The sequence below is a fragment of the Dendrosporobacter quercicolus genome (genome assembly GCF_900104455.1).
GTDB classification, from domain to species: Bacteria; Bacillota; Negativicutes; order DSM-1736; family Dendrosporobacteraceae; genus Dendrosporobacter; species Dendrosporobacter quercicolus.
Map to the genome: position 1 here is coordinate 196912 of NZ_FNHB01000005.1, position 26355 is coordinate 223266.

Below are 26355 nucleotides of genomic sequence, written 5' to 3' on the forward strand. Positions count from 1 at the left end.
AGGGCAACCGACACATTAGATGTATTGAAATCTACGGCAGAAATCCACAGACCAATAGGTCGGCGGGGGCAACCGACACATTAGATGTATTGAAATCAAAATCGGCTAAGCTGCCGCCCTTCCAGTTATTCCGGGCAACCGACACATTAGATGTATTGAAATATGGCGCAGATCGCTAAAACAGCATCCCAAGCCGAGGGCAACCGACACATTAGATGTATTGAAATCCATGCGGTTCAGGCGGCATACCCGGAGATGGTTCCTGGGCAACCGACACATTAGATGTATTGAAATTGTCCCCCGAACCACTTTCCAAGCTCGGCATTATCGGGCAACCGACACATTAGCGGAAGCGCTGCGTTTCAAGCTATCGGTTCATCACAATGGCGGTGTTGCTTTTTTCGGGCTTTTCTTGTCGGTATTTTTAACTATATATTCCTACTGGGAAAGGTTGAGCATATTGAGGTTTAAATAGGTAAATAAATCAAATCACCGCTTGATTATCTGTAACCAATCTTGACAGATGAGAAAGAATCAAAGACAATAACTGTATAGAAATGATTTTCATTGCTATACAGTTTTTTGCTTTTGCATTGCAATCAACTGGATAACTAAGTGAGGGAGCGATAACATGACTTTTATTGAACAGATGAAGCGAAAAGCCAAACTCAATCAGAAGACCATTGTTTTGCCTGAATCTACCGATTTGCGGGTTCTGACAGCCGTCAGCGAGGCAGCTAAAGAAGGGCTGGCCAAGGTTGTATTGACCGGCCGGAAAGCGGAGATTCTGCAGGCAGCGGGGGATATCGATTTATCACAGGTTACCATTATTGATGTCGCGGAATCGGACAAGCGCGAAGCATACAGTCAAGCTTTCTATGAGTTAAGAAAATCGAAAGGCATGACCATCGAAAAAGCCCGTGAATTGTTGCTTGACCCAGTTTATTTCGGAATGATGATGGTCAAGCTGGAGGACGCCGACGGTTTAATTTCCGGGGCTGTTCATTCGACGGCCGATACCCTGCGCCCGGCGTTGCAGATTATTAAGACTGCGCCTGGAACCAGTCTGGTATCTTCTTTCTTTGTTATGGCTATTCCTGATTGTGATTACGGCGCAAATGGCGTGCTGTTATTTTCCGACTGTGGTTTAAATGAAAATCCCAATGCCGAACAGTTATCGGATATCGCAATTTCCTCTGCCCATACCATGAAAAACTTACTGGGCATTACCCCGGTGGTGGCAATGCTGTCCTACTCTTCCTACGGCAGCGCGAAAAGCGAGATGACTGAAAAAGTGGTTAAGGCTACTGCATTAGCCAAACAAAAAGCGCCTGAGCTGGAGATTGACGGCGAACTGCAGGTGGACGCGGCGCTGGTGGAAAGAACGGCTAAGCTGAAAGCACCGGGCAGCACGGTTGCCGGCCGGGCCAATGTATTGATATTCCCTGATTTGAACACCGGGAATATTGGTTACAAGCTTGTTGAGCGTTTGGGCAAGGCCCAGGCTTACGGACCGATCACCCAGGGACTGGCCAAACCGATCAATGATTTATCCAGAGGCTGTAAAGCCGAGGACATTGTCGGGGTCATCGCCATTACCGCCATTCAGGCACAGGCTTAGACGGTTAAGCCACCAACGGTTTAATTAGTAAAATAGCATTTGACAACTCTTTATTCATCGGAGTTGCCAAATGCTATTTTTACTATGCGATAATAAGCATAAGAACTGTCAGATTAACGGTTAGCTCCCTATCGTTAGAAGGGGGGCTAACCGTTAATCTTGAGGCAATCTATTATAGTCGTTCGTATTTGTTATACTTGGTGGGCTTATTTCACAATAACGTATAATCCAAGCTAACCGTTTCCGGTTAGGAATTTGCAAGGCTGACCTGCTGCCGACGTATTAGTCCTTTATTTAATATTATACAAGGAAGAAAGCATGCAATTTCAAGTAATAGCCGCTAAAACTCGCAGCCACATATCACAAGATTGTACTGATCACCAGGAAAAATAGTTGAATAATACTTTGTATATCGTCCAGTAGATAATTGACGAAATATAGTAAAAAATGCCATAATATGTTTAATATGACATTGTTTGGACGGACAACTTGGTTTTAATGAGGAGAGGGTGAGCGCTTGCTTTACTATGAGTTAGTCATTACCATGATGTTGCAGGACAACCTTGAAGCAGCCAAAGGCTATGAATATTTATCAAGACTAATATCCAGCGCGATGCTGAAGGATGATCAACTTAAAAAATTGCATGGACAGAAAGCGCTTAAGGGTTACTGTCTGTGCAATCTGTATCCGCGGGAAGCGGATAAGACGTATAAGAAGGGCCGGGTGTATATTTTTCACATCCGGTCGTTTCAACTTAATTTCCTGTTGAAGCTAAAATATATTTTGCCGCAGCTCAGGGCAGGGGTTATTGCAACGGAGATTAAAAACTTCTCCTATCGTCCGGTTGCCCAGCTGAAAAGCCTGACTCCAGTGGTGGCGACAGTAAATAACCGTTCGTGGATCAGGGAGAACGGGTTGAAATTATTAATGGAACGGATTGAAGTTAATTGCTTAAAGAAATATCGGGCGTTTATTGGCGATGTGGACGAGCCGGAGGAAAACTTTATTGAGAGTATTCAACTCATCAATGAGAAACCGATTAAAATCCCCTATAAAGCCAACTCGTTTCTGGGGCATAAGCTAATCCTTGGCGTGAAAAGCGATCCGGTATCGCAGCAGCTGGCTTTTGCGGCAATTGGCGCAGGCCTGCTGGAGAAGAATGCAATCGGATTCGGGTATTGTCTTTATGAATAAAAGGCGGTGATGGGATGATTCTTGATTTGCTGGAGGTTTATCGCAAAAATGCGGACGGCGACAGGCTGGTTATTGACAATTATCAGTTGAAAGAGGGGTTGTACTTTAAGCTGTACGGCAGTCATAAAGAACCGGAGATCTTAAGAATCGAAAAAAAAGTAAATTATAGCGGCCCATTATGGGAGTTTATTAAAACGGCTGATTTTTATAGTCAGCTGGTCGATATGAATAAGCCGGTTGATCCCAAAAAGCAAATTCACAGCAATAATATCTTTGCGGTAGCGTTTAAAGCGGCTGTCCTGACGGAAGTCGCTAATGCGGTGGAAAATTTTAAAAACAGTCTGGCCAGATATTACCAGGCATTGCAATTTCCTAAAAAAGAAGATGCTAAAATTTTAAGCAACTACCAGTTTCCGCCACTGAATGAGCAATTGATTATGAACAAGCAGGAATATGTAATAAGCCTGATCGAGTATATCAAGCAGAAGATTTCTGACAACAAAATTAAGGATAATCAATATGTCAAGCTTTATTTTGCAGTGGATATTGAGCACTATATCCGGGAAAGCAAACGTTATTTAATCCCTAAAATTTTCAATAAAAATGACTACAATATACTCATCAATGGAACTTTGTACGGGCTATCGAACAGCAATATGGGGCTGAATGCCAAAAAGCCGTTTTTGGAGCATAAAACGACAGCCTTTAAAGTGCCTTTCCGGGTAAGCGCAGCCGATGCTTTGGCTACTAAAAATATGTTTACCTGGCTGGACGGGCAGCAGGATGCTGAGGGAAAGCCGGTAACCGAAGGGTATCTGCCCATTGGCGATTCGAAGGTATTTACCCTTGTTAAACCTGATGAACGCCGGTGGGATGCTCACTATCTCCATTTAGCCAAAGGTACGCAGCCGGTGATTGACGACTACGACTTTTTGCCGGGATTGACCGATAATTTAGTGCCGGCATTCACCTTGCACAACTTCTTGCTGCTGGAGGATTTTAACCCGCAGAACATTTCCAGTCGCCTGGAACTGGAAGGTCTGGTTGACGACTGGCTGTTCAATAAAAATTTAGTCAGGAATTATTTTAATGAAAAACCCAAGCCCAATGATTGGTTTTCCGAGTTTCAGGTAAGCTTGCTAGTACGATACAAGGACGCGATGCGTAATTATTTCCATAAAGGCGATCAACGCGATTTTGTGAGCTGTATTGACCGATTGTCTCAGGCCATGCTGAAAGAAATGCTGCCCTATAAAAAGTTGGAAGATCCTAAGCTTGCCAAAGCTCTCAATTTGCGATTATCGCTGTTTAAATATTTTAAAATAAAGGAGAAGGAAAAAATGGGTGACCTATTGATATGTTTGGCGGAGGGGCTCAGAGAAAAACTGGATACTACCGATAACAGCAGCGAGAATATTAGCTGTCAAAACGACCAGGAGTTTTATTATTATGCCGGGCAGATAGTACGCTATCTGATTTCTCAGAGTCAAGCGCAGAATCCATCGTATGCATTGATTGATCCTGTAACCGAGGCCCGGGATAATGTTAAATTCAAACAGGAAATTATAAAATTGCATAAAAAATACAACCATTCGTTAGGATTTAATACTAACATTCAATCTGATGTGCGGTTTAACAAATTGTTTGCAGTGGTAATGGCTTATCAGTGTGAAGATGTCAAAATGAATGGTCTTGATCTGTTTTTGGCTGGGGTAGCGTCAAAAAACTTAATTGATGTCAAATAAGGAGGCAATGAGCAATGAAAATGACTAACCGGATTTATGGAGTTGCGGCCATTCGCAGCATCATGGCGAACTGGAATGCGGATTTCAGCTCCAGGCCGAAAACGATTTCCAATGGGACCATCTTTGGCAGCGATAAAGCGTTTAAGTATCCAATTAAAAGAATGTGGCAGGCAACCGGTGAGAAAGTGCTGGCAATCAAGTCGTTTAAAATTGGCGCAAAAGGCAAGGAGGGCGAAGATGAGGCCGGAAAGCTGCAGCCCCGGGATTTACAGGAGCGGTATGAACAAATTTTTCAGACTGCCATTAATGATAAAACTCCCTCTAAAGAAGTCCTGAAAAATCTTTTTTCAGCAATTGACGTCATGAATTTTGGCGTTACTTTTGCTGAAAAAAAGCAGAATATCAGCATTACCGGCGCAGTGCAAATCGCTCAGGGCTTCAATAAATACCGCGAAACAGAAATTGAAAGCCAGGATATTCTTTCGCCCTACCGGAATTCCAGTGAAAAAAAAGAAAAAGCTATGGCTTCGACCCTTGGCAGCAAGATTGTCACCGATGAGGCTCATTATTTTTATTCGTTTGCCGTAAATCCCGACAATTATCTGGAATATCTGGATTTGGGCATTGACGGGTTTGAAGGGTACACCTGGGAGGCTTATCAGAAATTTAAACAGGGCTGCCTGGTAGCGGCGACTGCATTTCATACCAATAGCAAGAGCGGCAGTGAAAACGAGTTTGCCTTATTTGTGCAATGCAAAGAAAACAGCCATTTATATTTGCCTAATTTGGACAGGTATGTTGATTTCAGCAAGCAGGATGAGCGTAATCTCATCATCCTCACCAGACTGGCTGAGCTGCTTAAGGGACACGAACAAAGCATTGAGTGCGTGGAAGTATACTATAATCCGCTGGATACCGCGATTGAAGCCGACGGTCTGAATTGTACGGAATATGACTTATTTGGCCGGGCAATGAAAGGTTGAGAGGCGCAGCATGATGAAAACCAAAGCAATTAAATTCAGACTGTCCGGCGATGCCGCCTGTTTCCGGAAGCCTGATGTGAATGCGCAGGTCTACTTTACTTACCACAATATTCACCGGATTGCTCTGCTGGGCTTGCTGGGGGCAATCCTGGGCCTGAAGGGCTACCGGAATCATCGTTTGTTTGATGAGCAACAAAGCGGCTATCCCCAATTCTATGAAAAACTGACTGGACTGAAAGTGGCGATAAGACCGGAAGCCGAGCGGGGGTATTTCGCGAAAAAAATTCAGTATTTCAATAACAGCGTAGGCTATGCCTCAAAGGAGACCGGGGGCAATTTGCAGGTCTTTGAGCAATGGCTGGAACGGCCGGCCTGGACAATCTACCTTGCCCAAGGAAGCGCGGAGCCGGAGTTATGGGATCAATTGACGGAGTATTTAAGCGGCGGAAAATGCGTTTATCTTCCTTATCTGGGGAAAAACGAATTTCCTGCGGTGCTTGAGAAGGTTGAGTTTTGCGAACTGGAACCGGTACAGCAGGACGAACCGGTATTTATTCATTCGTTGTTTACCGGCGAGCTGGCGGAAATTGACGACACCGAGACAGAGGGAGACCAATTGCCCTTTCTATTTTCCGAGCGTGCTCCGGTGGCGCTGCAGCCCGAGCATAACTTTTATGTCCTGCAACAATGTTTTTATACTAACTGTATGGTGATTCAGGTCCCCGGCGTTTTGTTGCGGGACGGCGAGAAGGTGCTGTTCTTTTTATGACAGGGCGGATGTATTCCGTCCTATTTGTTTATGAAAGGCGCGGGTGTTGGTTTTGAAGTTACGAAAGGGAGCGAACTGAGATGCGTGCTATTGATGAACTTCTGAGTGATCCCCGCTACTGGGCCCACACGGATAAGGGGAAAGAGCCGGAGACGCTGGCTGCGCATAGCAATTTATGCCTTCACTATTATCACCGGTTTTGCCGGAAGAAAGGCTTGGACGCAATCATTAAGCGAACGATTGTCCAATGCGGCTGTGATGAGCGGGAAACGGCGGATATCTACCGGTTTTTTGTTAAAGCTGTTTATTTGCACGACATTGGCAAGATCAATCCGGTGTATCAGCGCAAAGTATTGAAAAACCCGGCATTTCCTGTGGTGAATAACAGCCGCAATCATGCCTTGCTGTCAGCTTATATCTATCTGTGTGAACACCTGGAAAGCCTTCCGGTGAAGGATGTCAAAAAGTATTCCTATTTTTTGTTTTCTTTTAGTTATTGTATTGCCCGGCATCATGGCTATCTTAAAAATATTGGCGATTATAAAGATAAACTGCAGGATTGCATAGAGAAGAACGGCTGTTACGATACAGCGCTCAATTTAGCTAAGAACAGTATTTTTACGCCGGACAGGGGTTATGACCGGCTGAAAAAGATCGTCGCTGATGAAACGGCTTTCTATATTTTGAATAAGCTGTTGTTTAGCGCCATTACGGCCTGTGACTATTGCGCCACCTCAGAGTATAAGAACGGGGTAGCTGTGGATATTTGTACAATTGACGATCCGGCCGAATTTATAACCAGGTATCGCGATGGAGCGCTGTACGTCGGTATTCAGCAATATCAACACAATAAACATGTTTTTTCCGGGTCAATCAATGCGCAGCGCTGTGAGCTGTTTTTGGAGGCCGAACGGAACCTGCGGGAGTATCCGGACGCCTGTCTGTATTATCTGGAAGCGCCCACCGGGTCGGGAAAGACCAACATATCCATCAATTTATTTTTGACGTTGCTGAATGAACGGAAGGAATTATCCAATGTTTTTTATATTTTCCCGTTTAATACGCTGGTGGAGCAGACGGCGGAGGTTTTGGGCCAGTATTTTGTGTACGGAGAAGAGCTGGCAGTGGTTAATTCGCTAACCCCAATATATGTTGAAGCTTCCGGGCGGCAAGCTGCCGGTGCGGAGGACGAGCAGGAATATGATTATGAAAAAGCGGCACTCAATAAGCTTTTGAATAATTACCCGTTGGTAGTGACTTCTCATGTCAACTTTTTCAATGCATTGTTCAGCACCGGGCGGGAGCCGTGCTTTCCTCTGCTTAAATTATGCAACAGTGTGGTAATTATTGACGAGATTCAAAGCTACCGTAATGCTATTTGGCAGCAGATTATCTTATTTTTATTGCAGTATGCCAGGCTGTTGAATATAAAGGTCATCATGATGTCGGCTACTCTGCCCAAACTGGATCTATTGCTGGACGGCCATGATTATGACATCGTGGATTTAATTAAAGACCCGCAGGTATATTACCGGAATCATTTTTTTCAGCAGCGGGTGGAATTGGACTTTTCGCTGCTGGCTTTTCAAAAGATCGATTTAACAGTGTTACGGGATAAAGTGTTGCAGTATAAGCACAAAAAGGTGCTGATAGAATTCATTAATAAAAACACGGCCAGGGAATTTTTCAAGCTAATGTGTCAGGAATCGGCTGTTTATTGTGTGGAAATAACGGGTGATGACAATTCGTGCTGCAGGAAAGCCGTGATTCAGGAGATCAAAGAAAGGACAAGCCTAATCGTGATTGCAACCCAGGTGATCGAGGCCGGAGTGGATATTGATATGGATGTGGGGTTTAAAGATGTATCCCTGCCTGATGCCGAAGAACAGTTTTTGGGACGGATTAACCGCTCCTGTCTGCGGAGCGGCAAAGCGTATTTTTTTCATTATGATGATGCAAAAAAAATCTACGGCAATGATGAGCGGCTCAATTATCCCGTCACCAGGCCGGAAATTGCAGAAATGCTGCGGAAAAAGGATTTTAAAGGAATTTATGAGGGGATTTTGCAGGATGTCAAAAAGATCGGCCAGTCAAGAACCGCTAAGCACATACATTACACCTATGAAAAATGTCTAACATTGAGTTATCAGGATATTGAACGGGATATGCAGCTAATTGCACCAACTTGGCAAATTTTCCTGGCGTATGAGCTGCAAGAAGGGGCGAAGCTTATTTCCGGGCGGGAAGTGTGGCGGCGTTACAAGGAAATCTGCCGGGCGAAGGATATGGGGTATGGACGGCGGAAGGTGGAACTGTCCATACTGGCTGAACAAATGTCGTATTTTACTTATCAGGTATACGGCGTTGGTCAACAGGCTTTGGGGTGTGATGAGGAGTTTGGCGGCTATTATTATATCGAAGATGGCGAACGGTTTATTGAGTATGGCAAATTTAACCGTAAAGCGTTTGTTCGCCAGGGGAAAGGGCTGTTTTTATGAGGTTGACGGGCACGCTGGTTAACTATTACTGGCATTGTCCCCGGCAATGCTGGTTGTTCTATCATAAAATTAACATGGAAGATAACTCCGAGGATGTGCGGATAGGCCGGGTATTGCATGCGCTTAATGCAGGAAAGGATGGAGAATTAGCCATTGATCAAATTAAACTGGATAAAATCACGGATGAATATGTGGTGGAGTTGAAGAAATCCGATGCCGACCTGAAAGCGGCTATGGCTCAAATTCAGTTTTATTTAATGCGGCTGGCTGAAAAAGGAATTTACCGGAAAGGGCGGCTTGAGGTTTGGGAAAAAAACAAGCAAGACAAAAAGGTTCATTATACGGAGCTTAATAAAGAACTGATTCAGCAGCTTACCCGCCAATATGAGGAAATTGAGGGGTTTCTGCGTACGGTGGTTCCCCCGGCGGCTAATTTAAAGAGAGGCTGTAAACGGTGCGCCTATTATGAGTATTGCTATATTTAAATCTATATAGGAGATTAGGGAATGAAAGAAGAAACGCGCTATATTTTTTCCAAAGGGGATTTAAGCCGCAAAGATTTTTCTATTTGTTTCCGCGGTGAACGAGGTAATATTTATCTGCCGATTAAAGACACTAAAGAATTGTATTGCTTTAATGACATTACGTTAAGTACAAAGCTATTGGAGATATTGGCGAAGGCCGGGATATCGTACATTTCTTCGGGTACTATGAAAATTACGTGGGGACATTCTATCCCAAAGACTATCTGCTCAGCGGCAGGCTGACCGTCGCTCAGGCCTTAGCCTATGACAACCAGGAGAAGCGTATGACCATTGCCCGGGCCATTGTAAAAAGTATTGCCCTGAATATGCATTTTGTCCTGTATCATTATTACCGGCATGGTAAAACCGGATTAAAGCCGTTCCTGGACTGGCTAAAAAGCGATGTTCCTAATTTGCTGCCACGTATCACCGCGATCAAAACTTTGCTTAGTCTGGAAGGAGAAATCTGGGCCAGATTTTATGGCGCTTTCCAAATAATATTACCAGAGGACTTCGCGATGAATAAAAGAGTAAAGCGTCCGCCGGACAATCCAATTAATGCTCTAATATCTTTTGGCAATACGCTATTGTATACAAAAACTTTGACACAGCTTTATCATACGCATTTGAATCAAACAATTTCCTATTTACATGAACCAATGGAACGGCGTTATTCGTTGAGCCTGGACTTGTCAGAGACATTTAAACCCCTATTGGTATATAAAACTATTTTTGATTGTGTAAACAACAGAAAACTTACGGTAGCGAAACATTTTGAGAAAAAGCTGAATTACGCGTTGCTGAACGAGGCCGGGCGGAAGGTGTTTATTACTGAATTTGAGGAACGCATTAACGGGGTATTCGACCATCCGAAATTAAAGCGGAAGGTTTCTTTTAAGCAGGCTATCCGGCTGGATGGATACAAATTAATCAAATATCTAATTGAGGAAAAACCAATGGTTTTTTTTGATATGGAGGATAAGGAATGAGCAATGTTAATTATAACTATGCTTTTATTTTTTATGATATTGGCGAAAAGCGGGTTCAGAAGGTTTTTAAAATTTGCAAGAGATATTTTAAACACCATCAGAAGTCGGTATTCCGGGGGCATATTACGCCGGCTAATTTAATTGAGTTAAAGAATGAACTTAATAAAATTATTGATAAAGAAGAGGATTTCATCACGGTGATTAAGTTGAAGAGTAAAGCCGACTTTAGCGAAGATGTTCTGGGGAGCGATCATAAGAAAACGGAGTCGCTGATCATTTGATTTTTCCAAGCAGGCTTTGCAGGCAGGCGGGGAGAAAGTCTTATAAATAGCAAGATTGCGGGGCTTTTGTCCTCAATTTGAAAGGCGTGCTGCCCCGGTTGGAAAATTTGGGCTAAATCCATTGTAACTGCTGGGATTTTTGATCATTCGGTTGTGAGAAATACAGTGTTTTCCTTGGGGCAACCAACACATTAGATGTATTGAAATTTTTTGGGGATAATCCGTACGGTGAGGCTGTACTGGGGCAACCAACACATTAGATGTATTGAAATTTGACTTCTTCTCTTTCAAGTTGCTTGATAATCTGCGGGCAACCAACACATTAGATGTATTGAAATTTACAGGCGTATGTTAAAATCAGCACTGTCTGTTACGGGCAACCAACACATTAGATTCATAACCTTTTTCATTCTACTTTCACCTGATATCTGGAGCCCTGCAATTTCAAAGAATAATTTAATAGAGGGTTTATACGAAGAAATTACTATTCTCAAAATTCTGCTACTGCCCACATCCCCGGCCAAGGACGTATGGAACATTTTTTGAGTACAGGCCAGATGGTTGATCTTTCTGATAACATTGCTCAAATATTGAATATTAAAAACAAATTAGTGATTTAGGTAGTGGCTTAATTAAGACAGTAGTATAATTAACATATATTCCAGGGATTATTTCCCAGTATCAAAACATTTAAGAAAGCCGGTAATAACTTTGAATAATGCAGCGAAAAGAAATCCGGTAGTCACGCTCTCCTTAATTACCGCAGCCTGCCTTATAGGTGATTCTATGTTGTACATTGTATTACCAACGCATTGGAAGGAGGCGGGCTTAAACTCTTTATGGGAAGTTGGAATTCTCTTATCAGTGAATAGACTTGTACGAATACCGCTAAACCCACTTGTCGGATGGATATACAAAAAAATCAGCATTCGAACTGGCTTTGTTTTTGCTACTATAGTAGCGCTTTTAACTACTTTATCATATGGATTTGTACAAGGATTTTTACCATTGCTTATGATTCGTTGTACTTGGGGATTGGCTTGGACCTTTCTTCGCCTGGGAGCATATTTTACAATTATTGATTGTTCGGACGACTCAAATCGTGGTCACTTTATGGGGCGGTATAATGGACTATATCGCTTAGGTAGTTTGTTTGGAATGCTTATCGGAGGCGTTATCGCCGATCATTATGGCCTCCAAAACACTGCCTTTGTTTTCGGGTTACTCACTCTGTCTTCAGTCCCCTTTGCTTTCTTTTACATACCTACATCCAAAAATTACGAAAATCAAATCGATATTAAAACAAATAACTCCAGTATTATATGGAAAGACACAGATATTCTGTGGGCTTTAGCCGCCGGAACCTTTGTTGCAATGATTTATCAAGGTATGTTTACGTCGACCCTTAGCCACCTAATAGAAGTACATAACTCTTCAACCGTATACATTGGAGCGTTGGCAATTGGAGCTGCGTCTCTGGGAGGTATTTTACAAGCATTACGGTGGAGTTGGGAACCATGGCTAGCTCCCTGGATTGGGAAAAAATCTGATGAAAAAAATGGTCGTTACTTTATTTTGGTTGCGACATTGGGATTAGCCAGTCTTTTATTTAGTTTAATCCCATTCCAATTTCCGGTATTACTATGGATAGTTATTCTGATAGGCATACAAATTACAGCAACCTTTTTAACGACTATAGCAGACGCCCTTGCGTCTGATGTAGCCGTTAAATCGTCTTCGAAAATGAAAGTTATGACCACATATTCCCTTTTAATTGATTTCGGCGCAGCAGTTGGTCCAATATTTGGTTATTTACTTAGCGAATATATTGGAATATATTCCGCATACTGGTACGCTGCATTACTTTTAGCAATATTGGCATTCAAATACTCATTTCTTCTCATTCAAGTAATATCACCTAATAATATACTTAAGAAGAAGGAATAGCTTGATCTATCATTCTCAGTGACTGCTGCTCACATAAACAATAGTCGAAACGTTTCTTCTCTTCTTGTGGATACCGCCCTTGGGCGGTATCCTACCATGAACGACCGGTATCTTTAGCATAAAAGGATTGGATACCTTTGCTGAACCCCCCGGTACGATTACCGCGAAATATTCAATTGTGCGTGGAATCAATAAACAAGTCATATTCGAGGATGATGGAATCAAAGGGACGGTTCTGTTGAGTTTAAAAGAATAACGTGATAGAATCTCAATGAGGTGATAAAAATGTCCAGACAAGCGCGTCAAAAAAGCGAAAGCGGAATTTATCACATTATTGTGCGTGGAATCAATAAACAAGTCATATTTGAGGATGATGAAGATCGAGAAAAGTTTATTGGATATTTACAGTATTATAAGGATATTGCCAGCTATCTTCTATATGGTTATTGTTTAATGGATAATCATATCCATTTATTAATTAAGGAGGGTAAAGAATCCATAGGAAACACGATGAAGAGAATCGGCGTAAGCTATGTATCGTGGTATAATCGTAAATATGACCGAGCTGGACACTTATTTCAAGACCGATTTAAAAGTGAAGTTGTGGAAACTGATGAATACTTACTGACCGTATTGCGCTATATTCATCAAAATCCAGTAAAAGCCGGAAAAGAGAAAAGCGTAGAAATTTATAAGTGGAGTAGTTATGCTGAATACATAGGTAAGAGTAAAATCATTGAGACTGGTTTTATATTAGGTATTTTTGCGGAAGAGCGAGAAAAATTCATTGTTCATTTTCAAAACTATATGAATGAATATGCTGACGCCAATTGTATTGAAATAAATGAAAAGAAAAGAATGTCAGATGATAAGATCAAAAAGATCATCCAAAAGTATGCAAAAGTTAAGATGCCTACCGAATTGCAAAATATGGAGAAAACAAAACGAGATGAAATAGTAAGAAAAATAAAAGAAATGAATGGTATTTCAACACGGCAAATAGCAAGACTAACGGGCATGAGTCAAAGTGTGATAGCTAAAGCTTAACTCATTAGAACCGTCCCTTTGAGTACTAGGGAACGATCATAAGAAAACTGAGTCGCTGATCATTTGATTTTTTTCCAAGCAGGCTTGCCGGCAGGGGGAGGGAAAGTCTTGTAAATAGCAAGATTGCGGGGTTTTTGTCCTAAATCTGCAAGGCATGCTGCCCCAGTTGGAAAATTTGGGCTAAACCCATTGTAACTGCTGGGATTTTTGATCATTCAGGTTGTGAGAAATACAGCGTTTCCCTTGGGGCAACCAACACATTAGATGTATTGAAATCTGTTAATGCTGTCCAATTTATTCCCTCCTTTTATGGGGGCAACCAACACATTAGATGTATTGAAATATAAAAACAGCCCCAGCAATGGAGCTAACGGCAATGGGCAACCAACACATTAGATGTATTGAAATACAGGTCATAGTTGAGCTCAATGATCCCATGGTAAAGGGCAACCAACACATTAGATGTATTGAAATCTGCGCAAATGGCAATTGCGGATCCGTCATGTCGTCGGGCAACCAACACATTAGATGTATTGAAATCAAAAATGAGGATTCGAATGGGGTTAAGTTGTATTGGGCAACCAACACATTAGATGTATTGAAATTTTTGGGATACGCAGCATAACTTTGCCTTTTATTCCGGTCAACCAACACATTAGATGTATTGGAATTCGAGACAAATATCCCTCCGCAAACAGCAACAAGTTGGGACCGATTTTTATGTATAGCGGAAAAAGCAGGTTATGATAATTCCGGGTTCCGGATAAACTAATTTTAGCTCAAGCTGTGATTAGAGCAAATTTAGCGGTAGGCGGACAAAGCAGAGGGGGCTACTGATGAACATTTATTGTGATATTCTGAAAATGGGAAAACGATTGGCGCAAAGCAAAACAACGCCGCGCCTTACCGTCATTGACACGCTGCAGGTAGTTTTGCAGGAACTGAGCAGGGGCTGCAAGACTGCGCCGTTATTGAATGCTTCAGCGTTGCTGGACGATGTCGCGGAAGTTTGCCGCTATACTTATAATTATGAGTCCGGGTTGGATTATGGGAATATTGCCCCGGTTTTTCCCAGTGTCTGGATTGAACTGGCTGATGCGCAAACGGCTGTAAATCTTGCCGCCTTTGTCGTATATACGGAAAACAACGGCCAGGCTGATTTGGCCGGGCAGGCGCAGAAGCATAACATCAAGGCTGATTTTCGCTGGCGCTGCCGGACGCGCTGTTTTATTAAAAAGGCAAATGGTAAAACCCTGCCGCTGAAATGGGAATGGATAGAGTATGTTGAGTCAGAGGGCCGTTCTGTACGCGGCCTGATGCAGCCGGTTGGCTTGCCGGGCGCTTTGGAAGAGGCGATTAACAGTGAGCTTGAACAGATGCAGTTTGTTCAGTCTGACTTGTGCGCTCTTGTGGCAAATCTGGGGTTATACACGATTGATATGATCAACAATCGCATTGCCACCCTGCAGTCGCCGCCGGGCTTGCGGCATAAGCCGCCGGCCGGTCGCAAGCGGGAAGTGGAGCATTATATCGTAGATCTAAATTTTAACAATAATCCTGTGATTGCGCCGGTATCCACGCTGCGGGGCTAGTGCCTTATCAGGTACTGGCATACGCCCGCATGATCCGCTCTGCTTTAGTGGATCATGCGGGCTTTACTCTGTTTGCGTTCGCCGCTGTTTCGGATATAAGAGGTTTTTCCGCCGGCAGGACTTTGCCGTGCCGGTAGCGAAATAAAACAGCTGTAAACTTATGCGAAAAGAGGCCTTGATGATGGCGGAATTGCCGCAAGGGCGCAATGGAAAAAACCTGTTCCCTTTTTCCTGGGTGCAGCGTTATATGCTTGCCGCGATTGTGCTGCTGGCACTTATTTTCTGGACTGCCGCCAAGCTGGGCGTGGTGCTGTTTATTGCCTCGCTGGTGACGCTGCTTGTTCTGCCGCTGCGCAATGCGCTGGAAAGAAAACTGTCCCGCGGCAGCGCGAGCTTGCTGGCGATGGTGATCATGCTCGCTGTTATGGCGGCTTTTGCCACCTGGATCGTACGGACGATTGTGCCGAGTTTTTCTTTGTTTGCCTATAACATTCCGCAGATGATCAAGCCTGAATATATATTGTCGTTGATTGACGCTCTGAATTTGCCGCCGGAAATAACCCAATACATAGAACAACTGCTCAATGAGGCGGCGGCCTTTGCCGTAAGTCTTGTCAAGCAGTCGGTAAATCCGCTGGTTAACGCTCTGTCCGGCATGGTGGAGCTGGTTGGCGTACCGTTTATTGCCTTCTATTTTTTAAAAGACGGGGTAAAGCTTTGCAACATGGCTTTTTCCTACGCACCCCGGCGGGAAAGGGCCGAATTGCTGCGGGTGGCGAAGGAGATTGCCTGCATACTGGGCGCTTATATCAAAGGCCAATTGACGGTATGCCTGTTTTCCGGCATTGCCGTGTTTGTTTATTTCCAGGCTACCGGGTTGCCGTTTGCACCGGTATTTGCTTCACTGGCGGCAGTCGGGGAACTGGTGCCGATTGTGGGCCCGCTGGCCGCTTCGGCGGCGGCGGTGGCGCTTTGTCTCGGAGAGTCCGTGGCTTTTGCCGTTAAGACAACAATTTTTTATGTCATTCTGTTAAAAGTCAACCATAATTTGGTTTCGCCAAGCCTGATTGGCCGGGCGGTAAAGGTCCATCCGGTATTGATTATGATCGGGGTATTGCTGTTTGGTCATTTATTCGGCATTCTGGGCATGATTATGGCTGTGCCGGTGATGGGCGTTGGCCGTCTGGTATTGCGGGAGTTTCTGCCGCAGTATGGCGATTGACTGACAGGAGTGAGAGAAAGGCAGGTTCGGATGTCAATGATGCTAGAACAGGCAGGACAGGTTTTACAAAAATACTTTGGTTACCATGAGTTTCGTCCGGGGCAGGATCAGATTATTGCCAGCTTGCTAAAAGGGCATGATACGGTGGCGATTATGCCGACCGGAGCCGGGAAATCAGTCTGCTTTCAGGTGCCGGCCTTACTGCTGCCGGGGGTAACGCTGGTGGTTTCGCCGCTCATTTCACTGATGAAGGATCAGGTTGACGGTTTAAACAGTCAGGGAATTCCGGCAACGTTCATTAACAGCGCTTTGGCCGGGACCGAAGTACGGCGGCGTCTGTATGACATCAGCGCCGGCCGCTATAAACTGGTGTACATTGCCCCGGAGCGGCTGGAAACAGAAGCCTTTCAGGCTGCCTTGCAGCGTCTGAATATTAGTATGGTAGCAATTGACGAGGCGCATTGCGTGTCGCAGTGGGGGCATGATTTCCGGCCGAGTTTCCGGAATATCAGGCCGTTTATTGAGCGCTTAAAGGTGCGCCCGGTGCTGGGGGCCTTTACCGCTACGGCTACGAATGAGGTAAAAACCGACATTGCTGCATTGTTGTCTTTGGTTCAGCCGGATGTTTATGTTACCGGCTTTGACCGGCCCAATTTATCTTTTACGGTGCTGCGCGGTGAGAACAAGCAGAAGTTCATTATGAATTATTTACAAACCAATAGCCGGCAGTCCGGCATTATTTATGCCGCCACCCGTAAGGAAGTGGACGGGCTGTATGAGCTGCTGCTCAAGCGGGGCGTTTCAGCCGGCCGGTATCACGCCGGTCTGAGTGACGAGGAGCGGGCGCAGCAGCAGGAGCGTTTTTTATATGATGATATCAGGGTGATGGTTGCGACCAATGCATTCGGGATGGGAATTGATAAATCAAATGTCCGGTATGTGCTGCATTATAATATGCCGAAAAATATGGAATCCTATTATCAGGAGGCTGGCCGCAGCGGACGGGACGGACTGCCGGGCGAGTGCATTTTATTGTTTGGGGCGCAGGATACGCTGTTGCAGAAGTTCCTGATTGATAAATCGGTAGAGGATCCGGTGCGAAAGCACCATGAACTGCGAAAGCTGCAGCTGATGGTGGATTACTGCCACACGCCGGAATGCCTGCGGCAATACATCCTGCGCTATTTTGGCGATACCGCAGCCGCCAGCGAGTGCGGCAACTGCGGCAATTGCGATAATGCCGGGGAACTGGTGGACATTACACTGGATGCGCAAAAAGTGTTTTCCTGCGTTTATCGTCTGCGGGAGCGGTTCGGCGTGACTGTGATTGCCGATGTGCTCAAAGGCTCGAAGAATAAAAAGGTGCAGCAGCTGGGACTGGACCGGCTGCCGACCTACGGCTTGTTTGCCCAGCGGACAATACCTGAGATAAAAGCGCTCATCCAGCGGTTAGTGGCAACGCAATATCTGAACTTTACCGAAGGTGAATATCCGGTTGTCAAATTAACCGCCCAGGCTTTGGCTGTTTTAAAAAATGAGGCCAGTGTCTGGCAGAAGGAAACAACCCAGCGCAAGCTGGAGGCGGACGATGACCTGTTTGAATTGCTCAGGCAGCTGCGTAAGCAGATTGCCGAGCGGGAAAAGGTGCCGCCTTACGTTGTATTCGCCGACAGTACTTTACGGGAGCTTAGCGAGAAATGTCCGCAGGATGAAGCTGACCTGCGGCATATCAAGGGAATTGGCGAGCTTAAGCTAAAACGCTATGGCGGGGAGTTTCTCCAGCTGATCCGGCAACATACGGCGCAGTCTGCTGCTCCGGAAAGCGCGGCGCCGGCTGCGGCGGCAACGCGCAAAGCGGCCGGTCCGGCCAGTCATTTGGTTACGCTGGAGCTGTTTCGGCAGGGAAAATCGCTGGAACAGATTGCCCAGGAGCGCGCATTAACCATCAACACAGTGCAAAATCATTTAAGCCGCTGCAGCAGCGAGGGCCATGCTGTGGACTGGGACCGGCTGATTCCGGCGCAGTATGAAGCGTTGATCGTAGCCGTCATTCAGCAGCTGGGCGGCGATCTTTTGCGGCCGATTAAAGATGCTTTGCCGGAAGAAGTGGGCTATGAGGCCATTAAGGCGGTGCTTGGCAAGCATTTTTCCAGCAGCAGCAATGCCGGGTAATCCCCCACTTTGCCTGGAGTTGAAATCATATCATAGATAGGCGGGATACGTTATGAGCGGCTTTGTCCACCGGCTGCCCCTTTGGCTGAAAGCGCTGAAGGATGATGCCATCGTTTTATATTATGCCTGGAAACATCCCCAAACGCCTGCTTATATCAAGGGTTTGATGCTGGCGGTGCTGGTGTATGTGTTCAGCCCAATTGATGTGATACCGGATTATCTGCTGTTTTTGGGCATCACAGATGATGCGCTTTTACTGCCAACCGCCGTCATCTATCTGAGCAGGCTGCTGCCTGACGCCGTTAGAGCGGAATGCTACAGCAGCAGTCTACGCTGGCGCAACCGTCTGCCCTGGCTGCTGGGGCTGCTGGTCGTAGCGCTGATCGGCTGGCTGACGCTTTGTTTGCTGGGAATAGCCTATTTGGTGGCTAAATAACGACAGACTATTTACGGATGAATGGTCTTTTGGTATTATACAACAGAGTGTGTTTGTCTAATTTCAGGAATCCTGCCAGCAGGGTTCCCGTTTTTCATTAGGTCATTGCCGGCGCAAAGCCGGGCCTGTCCAAGTAAGAGGTGTTATCATGAGGTTGTATATTGCCGAAAAACCCAGTATGGGTGCTGAAATTGCCAAATGCCTGCCCGGGCCGCTTAGCCGCCGGGATGGTTATATTACTACCGGCGCCGGTGTGGTTACCTGGGGCTTTGGGCATATTCTCCGCCAGGCTGAGCCGGGCGAGTATGATGAAAAATATATGAAGTGGCGGATGGAAGACCTGCCGATTATTCCGGCGGAGTGGAAGCTGCTGATTGCCGAGTCCTGCCGTAAGCAATTTGGCATTATTCAACAGCTGATTGGCCAGGCAACGGAAATTGTCCATGCCGGCGATCCGGATCGCGAAGGCCAGCTGCTGATTGACGAAGTGCTGGACTATATAAAAAATGATAAGCCGGTGCGCCGGATTCTGCTGAATGCGCTTGATGAAAAAAGCATCAAAAAGGCGATTGCCAGCCTGCGCGACAATCAGGACTTTTTTCATTTGAAGCAATCCGCTCTGGCCAGGGCGCGGGCCGACTGGTTAATTGGGATGAATCTTTCCCGGGCTTATACGCTGGCGGCGCAGCGGGCGGGTCACCGGACAACCCTGCCGGTAGGGCGGGTTAAGACGCCGACGCTGGCGCTGGTGGTCAGGCGGGAACGTGAACTGGCGGATTTTAAGCCTGTTGATTATTATGTCATTAAAGCTGAATTTCAGCATGACAACGGGCGGTTTACGGCTACCTGGAAACCGCGGGATGAGCAGGCCGGACTGGATTCGGAAGGTCGGCTGATTGATCAGGCAATTGCCGCCCAATTGCTGGCGCATTTGGATGCAGCCGACCGGCAGGGAGAAATTGCTTACTGTCAAACCACCGAAAAAAAAGAACCGCAGCGTTTGCCGCTTTCCTTGTCGGCCCTGCAGGTGCTGGCAGGCAGGAAATTTAATTATGACCCCCAGACTGTCCTGGATACCGCCCAAAAGCTGTATGAACGCAAATTAACCAGCTATCCCCGGTCTGATTGTGATTTCTTGCCGGAATCGCAGCACGGGGAGGCGGCAGTTATCCTAACTAACCTGCAGACCGGCGGCCAGGCTGATTTGGCGGCCTGGTCGGCTAAAGCGCAGCCGAAGTTAAAGAGCCGGGCCTGGAACGATAAAAAAATTACCGCCCATCATGCCATTATTCCAACCCAGGAAAAATGCAATCCGGCGGTCCTGAATGAAACGGAACGAAATATTTATTTTCTTATTGCCCAGGCTTATATTGCTCAGTTTTACCCTGTACATATTTATCAACAAACCAAGATCGAAGTACACTATGCGGCTGAAGCGTTTGCCGTCAGCGGCCGGATTATTCTGGAGGCGGGCTGGAAAGAGGTTTACGGTGTAGATGCCGAGGAGAAGAAGGAGGAGGACAGCGGCGCTCTGCCGGTCATGCGCAAAGGGGACGCTGCCTGCTATATTGGCGCCGCCGCTGATAAAAAAGCCACCAGGCCGCCGTCGCGCTTTACGGCCTCCACGTTGTTGGCGGCAATGAAGGAAATCCATAAGTATGTAAAAAATCCCGACCTGAAGAAGCAATTGAAGGATGTCAGCGGTATTGGCACTGAAGCCACGCGGGCTACCATTATCAATGAGCTGATTGCCCGCGGTTTTTTGCAGGAAGAGAAAAAGAAAAAGTATTTGCTGCCGCAGCCGTCGGCGTATTTGTTAATTGACGCATTGCCGGATGAAATGACCTATCCTGATTCGACCGCCCGGTGGGAAAGCATCCTGCATAGCATGGCCGGCGGCGGCGAAAGCCTGGAAGCGTTTATTCAGCAGCAAACCCAGTTTACTGTCCGGCTGTGCCAAAATGCCCTGGAGCTGCGGATTCCGCTTCAGGGTGAACACCCGTGCCCGCAATGCGGCAAAGGCGTACTGCAGCTAAGAACAGGACGCAACGGCAAGTTTTGGGGCTGTTCGGGTTATCCGCAATGCCGGGCGGCTTACGATGATGAGGATGGACGGCCGAAAAAACCGGATCATATTTGCCCGCGGTGCAAAAAGGGCGAGTTGAAGTCAATGAATGGCAAGAACGGCCGGTTTTGGGGCTGTACTAAATTTCCGGCTTGCCGAGCAACCTATAATGATAAGGACAATCAACCGGATATACCGGAAAATCTCAGGCAAGTCAATTAAAATTGTAGTGTAGTACCGCGCCAATCTTGAAACTGCAAGTGAATGGCAAGGCGATTTGTCGCAAGACAAGCGGTGTTGCGGAAAACCATTCGCCGGGACACGCAAGATCAGGGTTGAAGGCCGTACGAGGAAAATAGAGGAGCAAAAAATATGAGCCAATCATTTAGCGAATTGGGAATAGGCGCGCCGCTGACGGCTGCTTTGCACAAATCAGGAATTACCGTTCCCACCGAAATACAAGCCCGGGTGATTCCCCTGGTATTGGCCGGGCAGGATGTCCTGGGGCAGTCGGCGACCGGCACCGGTAAAACGCTGGCTTACCTGCTGCCGCTGCTGCAGCGGATTGACTGCGCCAAGCGGGAACTGCAGGCGGTAATTCTGGCGCCAACCTATGAACTGGCCATTCAAATTCAGCGGCAGCTCGAACAGCTGATCCAAACTGCGGCGTTGAATATTGTTGCTGCGCCGATGATCGGCAATGTCAATATTGCCCGTCAAATAGAAAAACTGAAAGAAAAGCCGCATATTATTGTCGGTTCCAGCGGCCGGATTTTAGAGTTAATCCAAAAACGCAAAATAACGGCGCAAACGATCAAAAGCATTGTGCTGGATGAGGCTGACCGGCTGCTGGAGGATCAAAATTTTCGCAGCGTTCAGGCGGTAATCAAGACTGCGTTGCGGGACCGGCAGCTGTTGCTATTTTCGGCGACAGTGAATGCCGGGACCATTGAGCGGGCCAAAGAATTCAGCGCCGGCTTTGCTGTTGTCAGGGCAATTGGCGAAACAGCCGCCAAGCCGGATATCGAACACCTGTATGTGGTAACAGAACACCGGGATAAAATTGAGGAGCTGCGCAAGCTGGTGCACGGTTTAAACATGGAACGGGGGCTGGTTTTTGTTAATAAAAGCGATGCCATTGCGCTGACGACAGCAAAGCTCAATTATCTGGGCCTTACAGCAGCCGGGCTGCACGGTGGTTCGGACAAGCTTGACCGGAAGAGAGCGCTGGAGGATTTCCGCGCCGGGCGGGTTAAGCTGCTGGTAGCTTCTGATGTGGCGGCGCGTGGTCTGGATATCGCCGGGATCGATTATGTCGTTCATTTGGATGTGCCGGATGATCCGCAGCTTTATCTGCACCGCTCAGGACGGACCGGCCGGGCCGGTAAGCATGGCGTTGCGGTAGCCATCGTGGCCCGCCAGGAAAAATGGATTGTTGAAAAACTGGAAAAGAGCCTAAAGCTTAAGCTTAAGGCAAAGCAAATTTCCCGGGGGCAGGTACTGGATGCCGGGGAGCGCCCCGCCGGTAAGCATACAAGCCGTACCAAACCCGGTCAAGCGGCCAAACACAACAAGCGCTAGCACTCCGCCAAGCGAAGCTGCAAGATAATGGCGAGACGCTTCTTCGCCAGGACAAGGCACGGCGGCAACGAATTTGAGCGGCAAAGACCTCGCAACAGCCGGAAGGCTGCAGCGCAGCTGTGGCGAAAAATTGCAGTGCGTAGTAAACTTATTGACATCGAAGATTATATGTGCTAATATAAATAAGATTATTGCATTGCGATAAGCAACCATTAGAAAGAGTGATCCTGTCCCGAATATCTCTTGCCTAATGCGTAATTGGTAGTAGTCGAAAGGTAATTAGCGGCTGATGACGCGCCTTACTGGTGCGTTGTAATTACCAATTTGTAGAAGTACGGAGGAAGTTACAATGGAGCAGCGTATGAAGCAGCTCTTCAACCGTTTAGCCTTTTTGGGCTATCGTTCGTTTGACATCAAGAAAATCGTACAGGAAGCCATCGGTAAAGAGAGTGTAAGTGAAATTAACCGTTCACAGTCAATCAAAGTTATCCGGCATCTTGAATTTTACGAGCAACTTGGTGCAAATTTTGTTGAAGCCTACAGCAAGTAATTAGCGGCGTTTTTACGTCACAAATACATGTATCAAAAGGGCTGCCGCACCGGAATTTGGTGTGGCGGCCTTTTTAATGCGCGATTCAAAACAAGGACGGCTTCCGCCGGTGTTTAAACCGGCGGAAGCCGTCCTTGTTTTTTTACAGCCATTCAGCGGTGTGAACGCTAAGGCCTCTGAACGAATGGATAAAAGCTTCCAGCGGAGTGAGCTGAGAAGTTGCGGTGGAAAATATAGCGGTGTCAACGGCGTTGCCGGTGCGGGCGTCATAGATTGTTTGCTGTAGCGTGACGTAATAGGTATTCTTTGCTTGTTGAAGGCGGATGGCGCGGACTTCCGGAACAATTAGCCAACGGTAGCCCAGCTTTGCCGCCTCTTGTTTCCAGTCCGCTGCTCCGGAGGCAAAAGCGGATTCGGGCAGTATTTGGCGGTATTCGTCCCACAGCGCTTCCTGCATATACCGGAAGTCGTTCTGAAATGCCGCCGGCAGATTATTTTGCAGCGGGGCAATATAAGCCGAGCGCTGCGTGTCCGAAGCGGCGGTTTTAGGCGGGAGGGGAGCAATACCGGCGGCCTGGCGCTTATCATAATAATTTCTAATTGCTGCATCAACATAGCCCAGCAGCTCGTGCGGATTATCGCCGGGCGGATCAGACCAGATGATTTCCCGGCCGAACTGTTTGTAGCCGCCTACCAGGGTTTGCAAAACGCCGGTTACCGGATCACCGCGCATGACTACCCGGGTTAACCGAAGCTGCGGTTCGTATTTTTGGGCAAAGGCGGCGTTGCCGACCGCCGGCGCGCCGAAGGTGATGACTTCTAACTGCTCAGGCGCTGCACCAGCGCTAATCAGTCCGGCCGCGGCGAGTGTCGCCGCCGCTCCTCCTAAACTATGGCCGGTGATCAGCAGCTGATGTGTTTTGATGATTTGCAGCAGATCGGGGAGAAAGGCTGAGTCTTCCAAATTGCCGGAATCGCGCAAAATCGCCGCCAGGCCACTCTGCGTAAAGCGGTGGAAGCCTTTATGTACTTTGGGGCTGTCAGGGGGAATGACCGCCGGGGCCGAATCCGCTTCACCGGCGGTGACGCCGGGGAAAGGGACTTTTTCGACCTGGAGGTTCATTTTAATATCGCCGGCGGTTTCAGTGCCGACAATGGCCAGCACAGCTAATTGCCGCTTGTCGCTTAAATCTTTCTCTGCCAGTACAAACCGTGCGCCGCTTTGCCCGTCCGGCTGGATGTAATGGCGAATGCGCCAGCCGTCCCGCGCCAGATAGCGGGCAGCCAGCAGTCCGGCCCGATCGTGATAAGCAGCGGCGCTGGCTCCGGCGGCAATATAGAGTTTATAGGCAGTTTCGTATTCTTCCTGAGGGCCCGCCAGGCCGCGTACAGGCATAACCACCAGAAGCAGGCTGAAGCTGAGTGCTAATAAACGTTTCATGTAAATAGTCCCTTTTTATTCTATTGAATGCAATGCTTGCCAAAGAAACGGGCAAAATTGTCCTTTTATAGCATAATAACGTATTTTGGCGCTGTGGTCTAGCGGCAGGATTGACCGTGTAGTCAGTTGAGGTCGTCCATAAGCCGTTTTTAATAACTTTGGACTGTTTTACAAATACTTAGAGGTGGGAACAGGCAATGAAGCGGAGGTTTTCCTATGGATAAAAATATGCAGGGACTGTCAGCCTGGCAACTGGTCATGCTGGCTTTAGGCACAGTAATCGGCGGATCTTTTTTTCTTGGTTCGGCGGTTGCAATCAAAGCAGCCGGGCCGGCGGTTTTGATTGCGTATTTGCTGGCTGGCGGGCTGGTTTTTGTCATTCTTTATGCTTTGTCGGAAATGACGGTGGCTGACGCTGCGCCGGGTTCGTTCCGAACGTTTGCCGAGCGGGCCTTTGGTCCTGCCGCGGGTTTTGTCGTTGGCTGGGTATATTGGACGGGGTTGGTGCTGGCGATGTCCAGCGAGGCGACCGCTGTAGCGATTTTTTTGCAAAACTGGTTTCCGGCAATGTCCCTAGGGCTAATGGGAGCGTTCATTATTGCCGTGGTTACCTTATTCAATTTGTTGGGGGCCGATAAGCTGAGCAAACTGGAAAGCGGCCTGGCAATCATTAAACTGCTGGCCATTGTTGGTTTTATTGTCACAGGACTGGCTTTGATTGCCGGGCTAATGCCAGGTACGCCGGCAATTGGCAGCGGAGTTTTATTCAGTCAGCCCTTGCTGCCGGGCGGGCTGGGAGGGATTGCCGGCAGTATGCTGATTGTTATGTTTACTTATGCCGGATTTGAAATTATTGGCCTGGCGGCTTCAGAGGCCGACAATCCCCATACGACAATACCGCGTGCTATTCGCTATACCGTTTTTGGACTTCTGGGACTGTATGTAACAGCGGTTGCGGTATTGCTGCCTCTGACGCCGACCGCTGCTTTAGGCGGTGAACAAAGTCCTCTGGTTACGGCGCTGGCCCGGTGGGGGCTGGGCTGGGCGGGCGCTATTGTCAATATTGTGCTGGTCACGGCAATCCTTTCCACTATGCTGGCGGCCATGTTCGGGCTGGGCCGGATGCTCAGATCGCTGGCGGATGAGGGGCATGCGCCGGAGTGGATCAAAGACCGGGGGGATATTCCCCGACGCGGTATTTTGTTTTCGGGAGCTGCTATGCTCACCGGTCTGGGGTTGGCGTTTCTGCTGCCGGAGCAGGTTTATCTGTTTTTGGTGAGCGCCGGCGGGTTTTCCTTGCTGGCGTCTTACGCCGTCATTCTGGTCACACACTATAAATACCGGCAGTCCTGCGGCTGTCCGCCGACCGGCCATTGTCAGCTGCCGGGCTATCCTTATACCTCCTGGCTGGCGATGGCCGGCTGCTTGGCAATTATCGCCGGTATGCCGCTGATTCCCGGGCAGGGATCAGGCTTAGCCGCCGGATTGGTTTTGGTGGGGTTTTATATATCCTGCTATTTTGTAAAAAAACGGTTAGGCGAAGCTGTCCGGGAGAATGTACAGCGCCTGCCCGGACGTTCCGGTCTGGCCGGACAGACGGAAACCTCTCAGGAACTGGCGCCGCTAAAGGATGGAATGGCCGCCGCGCCCGCCGGTAAGTCCCGGCGGGAGGATGAAGCCAGGCTTGATGATTGATG

The 26355-nt window shown here is 47.3% G+C and carries 19 protein-coding genes, 1 pseudogene and 2 CRISPR repeat arrays; of the genes and pseudogenes, 19 read left to right on the top strand and 1 reads right to left on the bottom strand.

The annotated features are described in order from the left end of the window. Nucleotide 1 precedes the first annotated feature (1 nt). Nucleotides 2-294: direct repeats of the CRISPR family, unit length 30 nt; unit sequence GGGCAACCGACACATTAGATGTATTGAAAT. 337 nt (nt 295-631) lie between these two features. The 18 genes and pseudogenes from pta to BLR06_RS11585 all read left to right on the top strand — a co-directional run bounded on the left by pta (nt 632) and on the right by BLR06_RS11585 (nt 23217). Beyond that, nucleotides 632-1621, top strand: a complete 990-nt coding sequence (gene pta / locus BLR06_RS11500; protein ID WP_092073163.1) for a phosphate acetyltransferase — start codon at nt 632-634, stop codon at nt 1619-1621. A gap of 517 nt (nt 1622-2138) precedes the next feature. Further along, entirely contained in the window at nt 2139-2816 is a 678-nt protein-coding gene (locus BLR06_RS11505; protein ID WP_092073166.1) for a hypothetical protein, read from the top strand. Nucleotides 2817-2830: 14 nt separating this feature from the next. Beyond that, the gene (locus tag BLR06_RS11510; protein ID WP_092073170.1) at nt 2831-4561 is read left to right on the top strand and encodes a hypothetical protein; all 1731 of its coding nucleotides are present in this window, start codon (nt 2831-2833) and stop codon (nt 4559-4561) included. Nucleotides 4562-4575: 14 nt separating this feature from the next. Then, complete coding sequence (locus BLR06_RS11515) at nt 4576-5544, top strand: type I CRISPR-associated protein Cas7 (RefSeq protein WP_092073172.1); 969 nt, start codon at nt 4576-4578, stop codon at nt 5542-5544. Between the two features lie 10 nt (nt 5545-5554). After that, nucleotides 5555-6313: a type I-B CRISPR-associated protein Cas5b gene (gene cas5b / locus BLR06_RS11520; RefSeq protein ID WP_217636889.1), complete on the top strand. Its 759-nt coding sequence runs from the start codon at nt 5555-5557 to the stop codon at nt 6311-6313. A gap of 80 nt (nt 6314-6393) precedes the next feature. Then, entirely contained in the window at nt 6394-8811 is a 2418-nt protein-coding gene (locus tag BLR06_RS11525; protein WP_092073175.1) for a CRISPR-associated helicase/endonuclease Cas3, read from the top strand. After that, nucleotides 8808-9296 (top strand): CRISPR-associated protein Cas4, encoded by a 489-nt coding sequence (locus BLR06_RS11530; RefSeq protein WP_092073178.1) that lies wholly within the window; start codon nt 8808-8810, stop codon nt 9294-9296. Before BLR06_RS11525 ends, BLR06_RS11530 begins: the two co-directional genes overlap by 4 nt. Before the next feature lie 21 nt (nt 9297-9317). Then, a pseudogene (gene cas1b / locus BLR06_RS11535) lies at nt 9318-10324 on the top strand (type I-B CRISPR-associated endonuclease Cas1b). After that, a complete protein-coding gene (cas2, locus tag BLR06_RS11540; protein WP_092073180.1) occupies nt 10321-10605 on the top strand; it encodes a CRISPR-associated endonuclease Cas2 in 285 nt (94 codons plus the stop codon). The pseudogene cas1b and the gene cas2 overlap by 4 nt, the downstream one beginning before the upstream one ends. Before the next feature lie 711 nt (nt 10606-11316). Further along, nucleotides 11317-12552: an MFS transporter gene (locus tag BLR06_RS11545; RefSeq protein WP_092073183.1), complete on the top strand. Its 1236-nt coding sequence runs from the start codon at nt 11317-11319 to the stop codon at nt 12550-12552. A gap of 285 nt (nt 12553-12837) precedes the next feature. Continuing rightward, on the top strand, nt 12838-13599 hold the full coding sequence (locus BLR06_RS11550) for a transposase (protein ID WP_092073186.1): 762 nt from the start codon (nt 12838-12840) through the stop codon (nt 13597-13599). Nucleotides 13600-13845: 246 nt separating this feature from the next. Continuing rightward, nucleotides 13846-14270: direct repeats of the CRISPR family, unit length 30 nt; unit sequence GGGCAACCAACACATTAGATGTATTGAAAT. Between the two features lie 165 nt (nt 14271-14435). Beyond that, nucleotides 14436-15191: a hypothetical protein gene (locus tag BLR06_RS11555; protein ID WP_092073189.1), complete on the top strand. Its 756-nt coding sequence runs from the start codon at nt 14436-14438 to the stop codon at nt 15189-15191. Nucleotides 15192-15369: 178 nt separating this feature from the next. Continuing rightward, complete coding sequence (locus BLR06_RS11560; protein ID WP_173812879.1) at nt 15370-16413, top strand: AI-2E family transporter; 1044 nt, start codon at nt 15370-15372, stop codon at nt 16411-16413. Between the two features lie 39 nt (nt 16414-16452). After that, a complete protein-coding gene (gene recQ / locus BLR06_RS11565) occupies nt 16453-18585 on the top strand; it encodes a DNA helicase RecQ (RefSeq protein WP_092073378.1) in 2133 nt (710 codons plus the stop codon). A gap of 52 nt (nt 18586-18637) precedes the next feature. Next, complete coding sequence (locus BLR06_RS11570; RefSeq protein WP_092073195.1) at nt 18638-19021, top strand: YkvA family protein; 384 nt, start codon at nt 18638-18640, stop codon at nt 19019-19021. 148 nt (nt 19022-19169) lie between these two features. Then, a complete protein-coding gene (locus BLR06_RS11575; RefSeq protein WP_092073198.1) occupies nt 19170-21308 on the top strand; it encodes a DNA topoisomerase 3 in 2139 nt (712 codons plus the stop codon). Nucleotides 21309-21458: 150 nt separating this feature from the next. Next, nucleotides 21459-22667 (top strand): DEAD/DEAH box helicase, encoded by a 1209-nt coding sequence (locus BLR06_RS11580; protein WP_092073201.1) that lies wholly within the window; start codon nt 21459-21461, stop codon nt 22665-22667. 349 nt (nt 22668-23016) lie between these two features. Beyond that, nucleotides 23017-23217, top strand: a complete 201-nt coding sequence (locus BLR06_RS11585) for a hypothetical protein (protein WP_092073203.1) — start codon at nt 23017-23019, stop codon at nt 23215-23217. Between the two features lie 142 nt (nt 23218-23359). Here the strand turns inward: BLR06_RS11585 and BLR06_RS11590 are convergent, their stop codons facing one another. Continuing rightward, nucleotides 23360-24658: a lipase family protein gene (locus BLR06_RS11590; RefSeq protein ID WP_092073206.1), complete on the bottom strand. Its 1299-nt coding sequence runs from the start codon at nt 24656-24658 to the stop codon at nt 23360-23362. A gap of 216 nt (nt 24659-24874) precedes the next feature. On the opposite strand from BLR06_RS11590, the gene BLR06_RS11595 reads away from it, so the two are divergent. After that, nucleotides 24875-26353 carry an amino acid permease gene (locus BLR06_RS11595; RefSeq protein ID WP_092073209.1) on the top strand — a complete coding sequence of 493 codons (1479 nt, stop codon included), beginning with the start codon at nt 24875-24877 and terminating at the stop codon, nt 26351-26353. Nucleotides 26354-26355 lie beyond the last annotated feature (2 nt).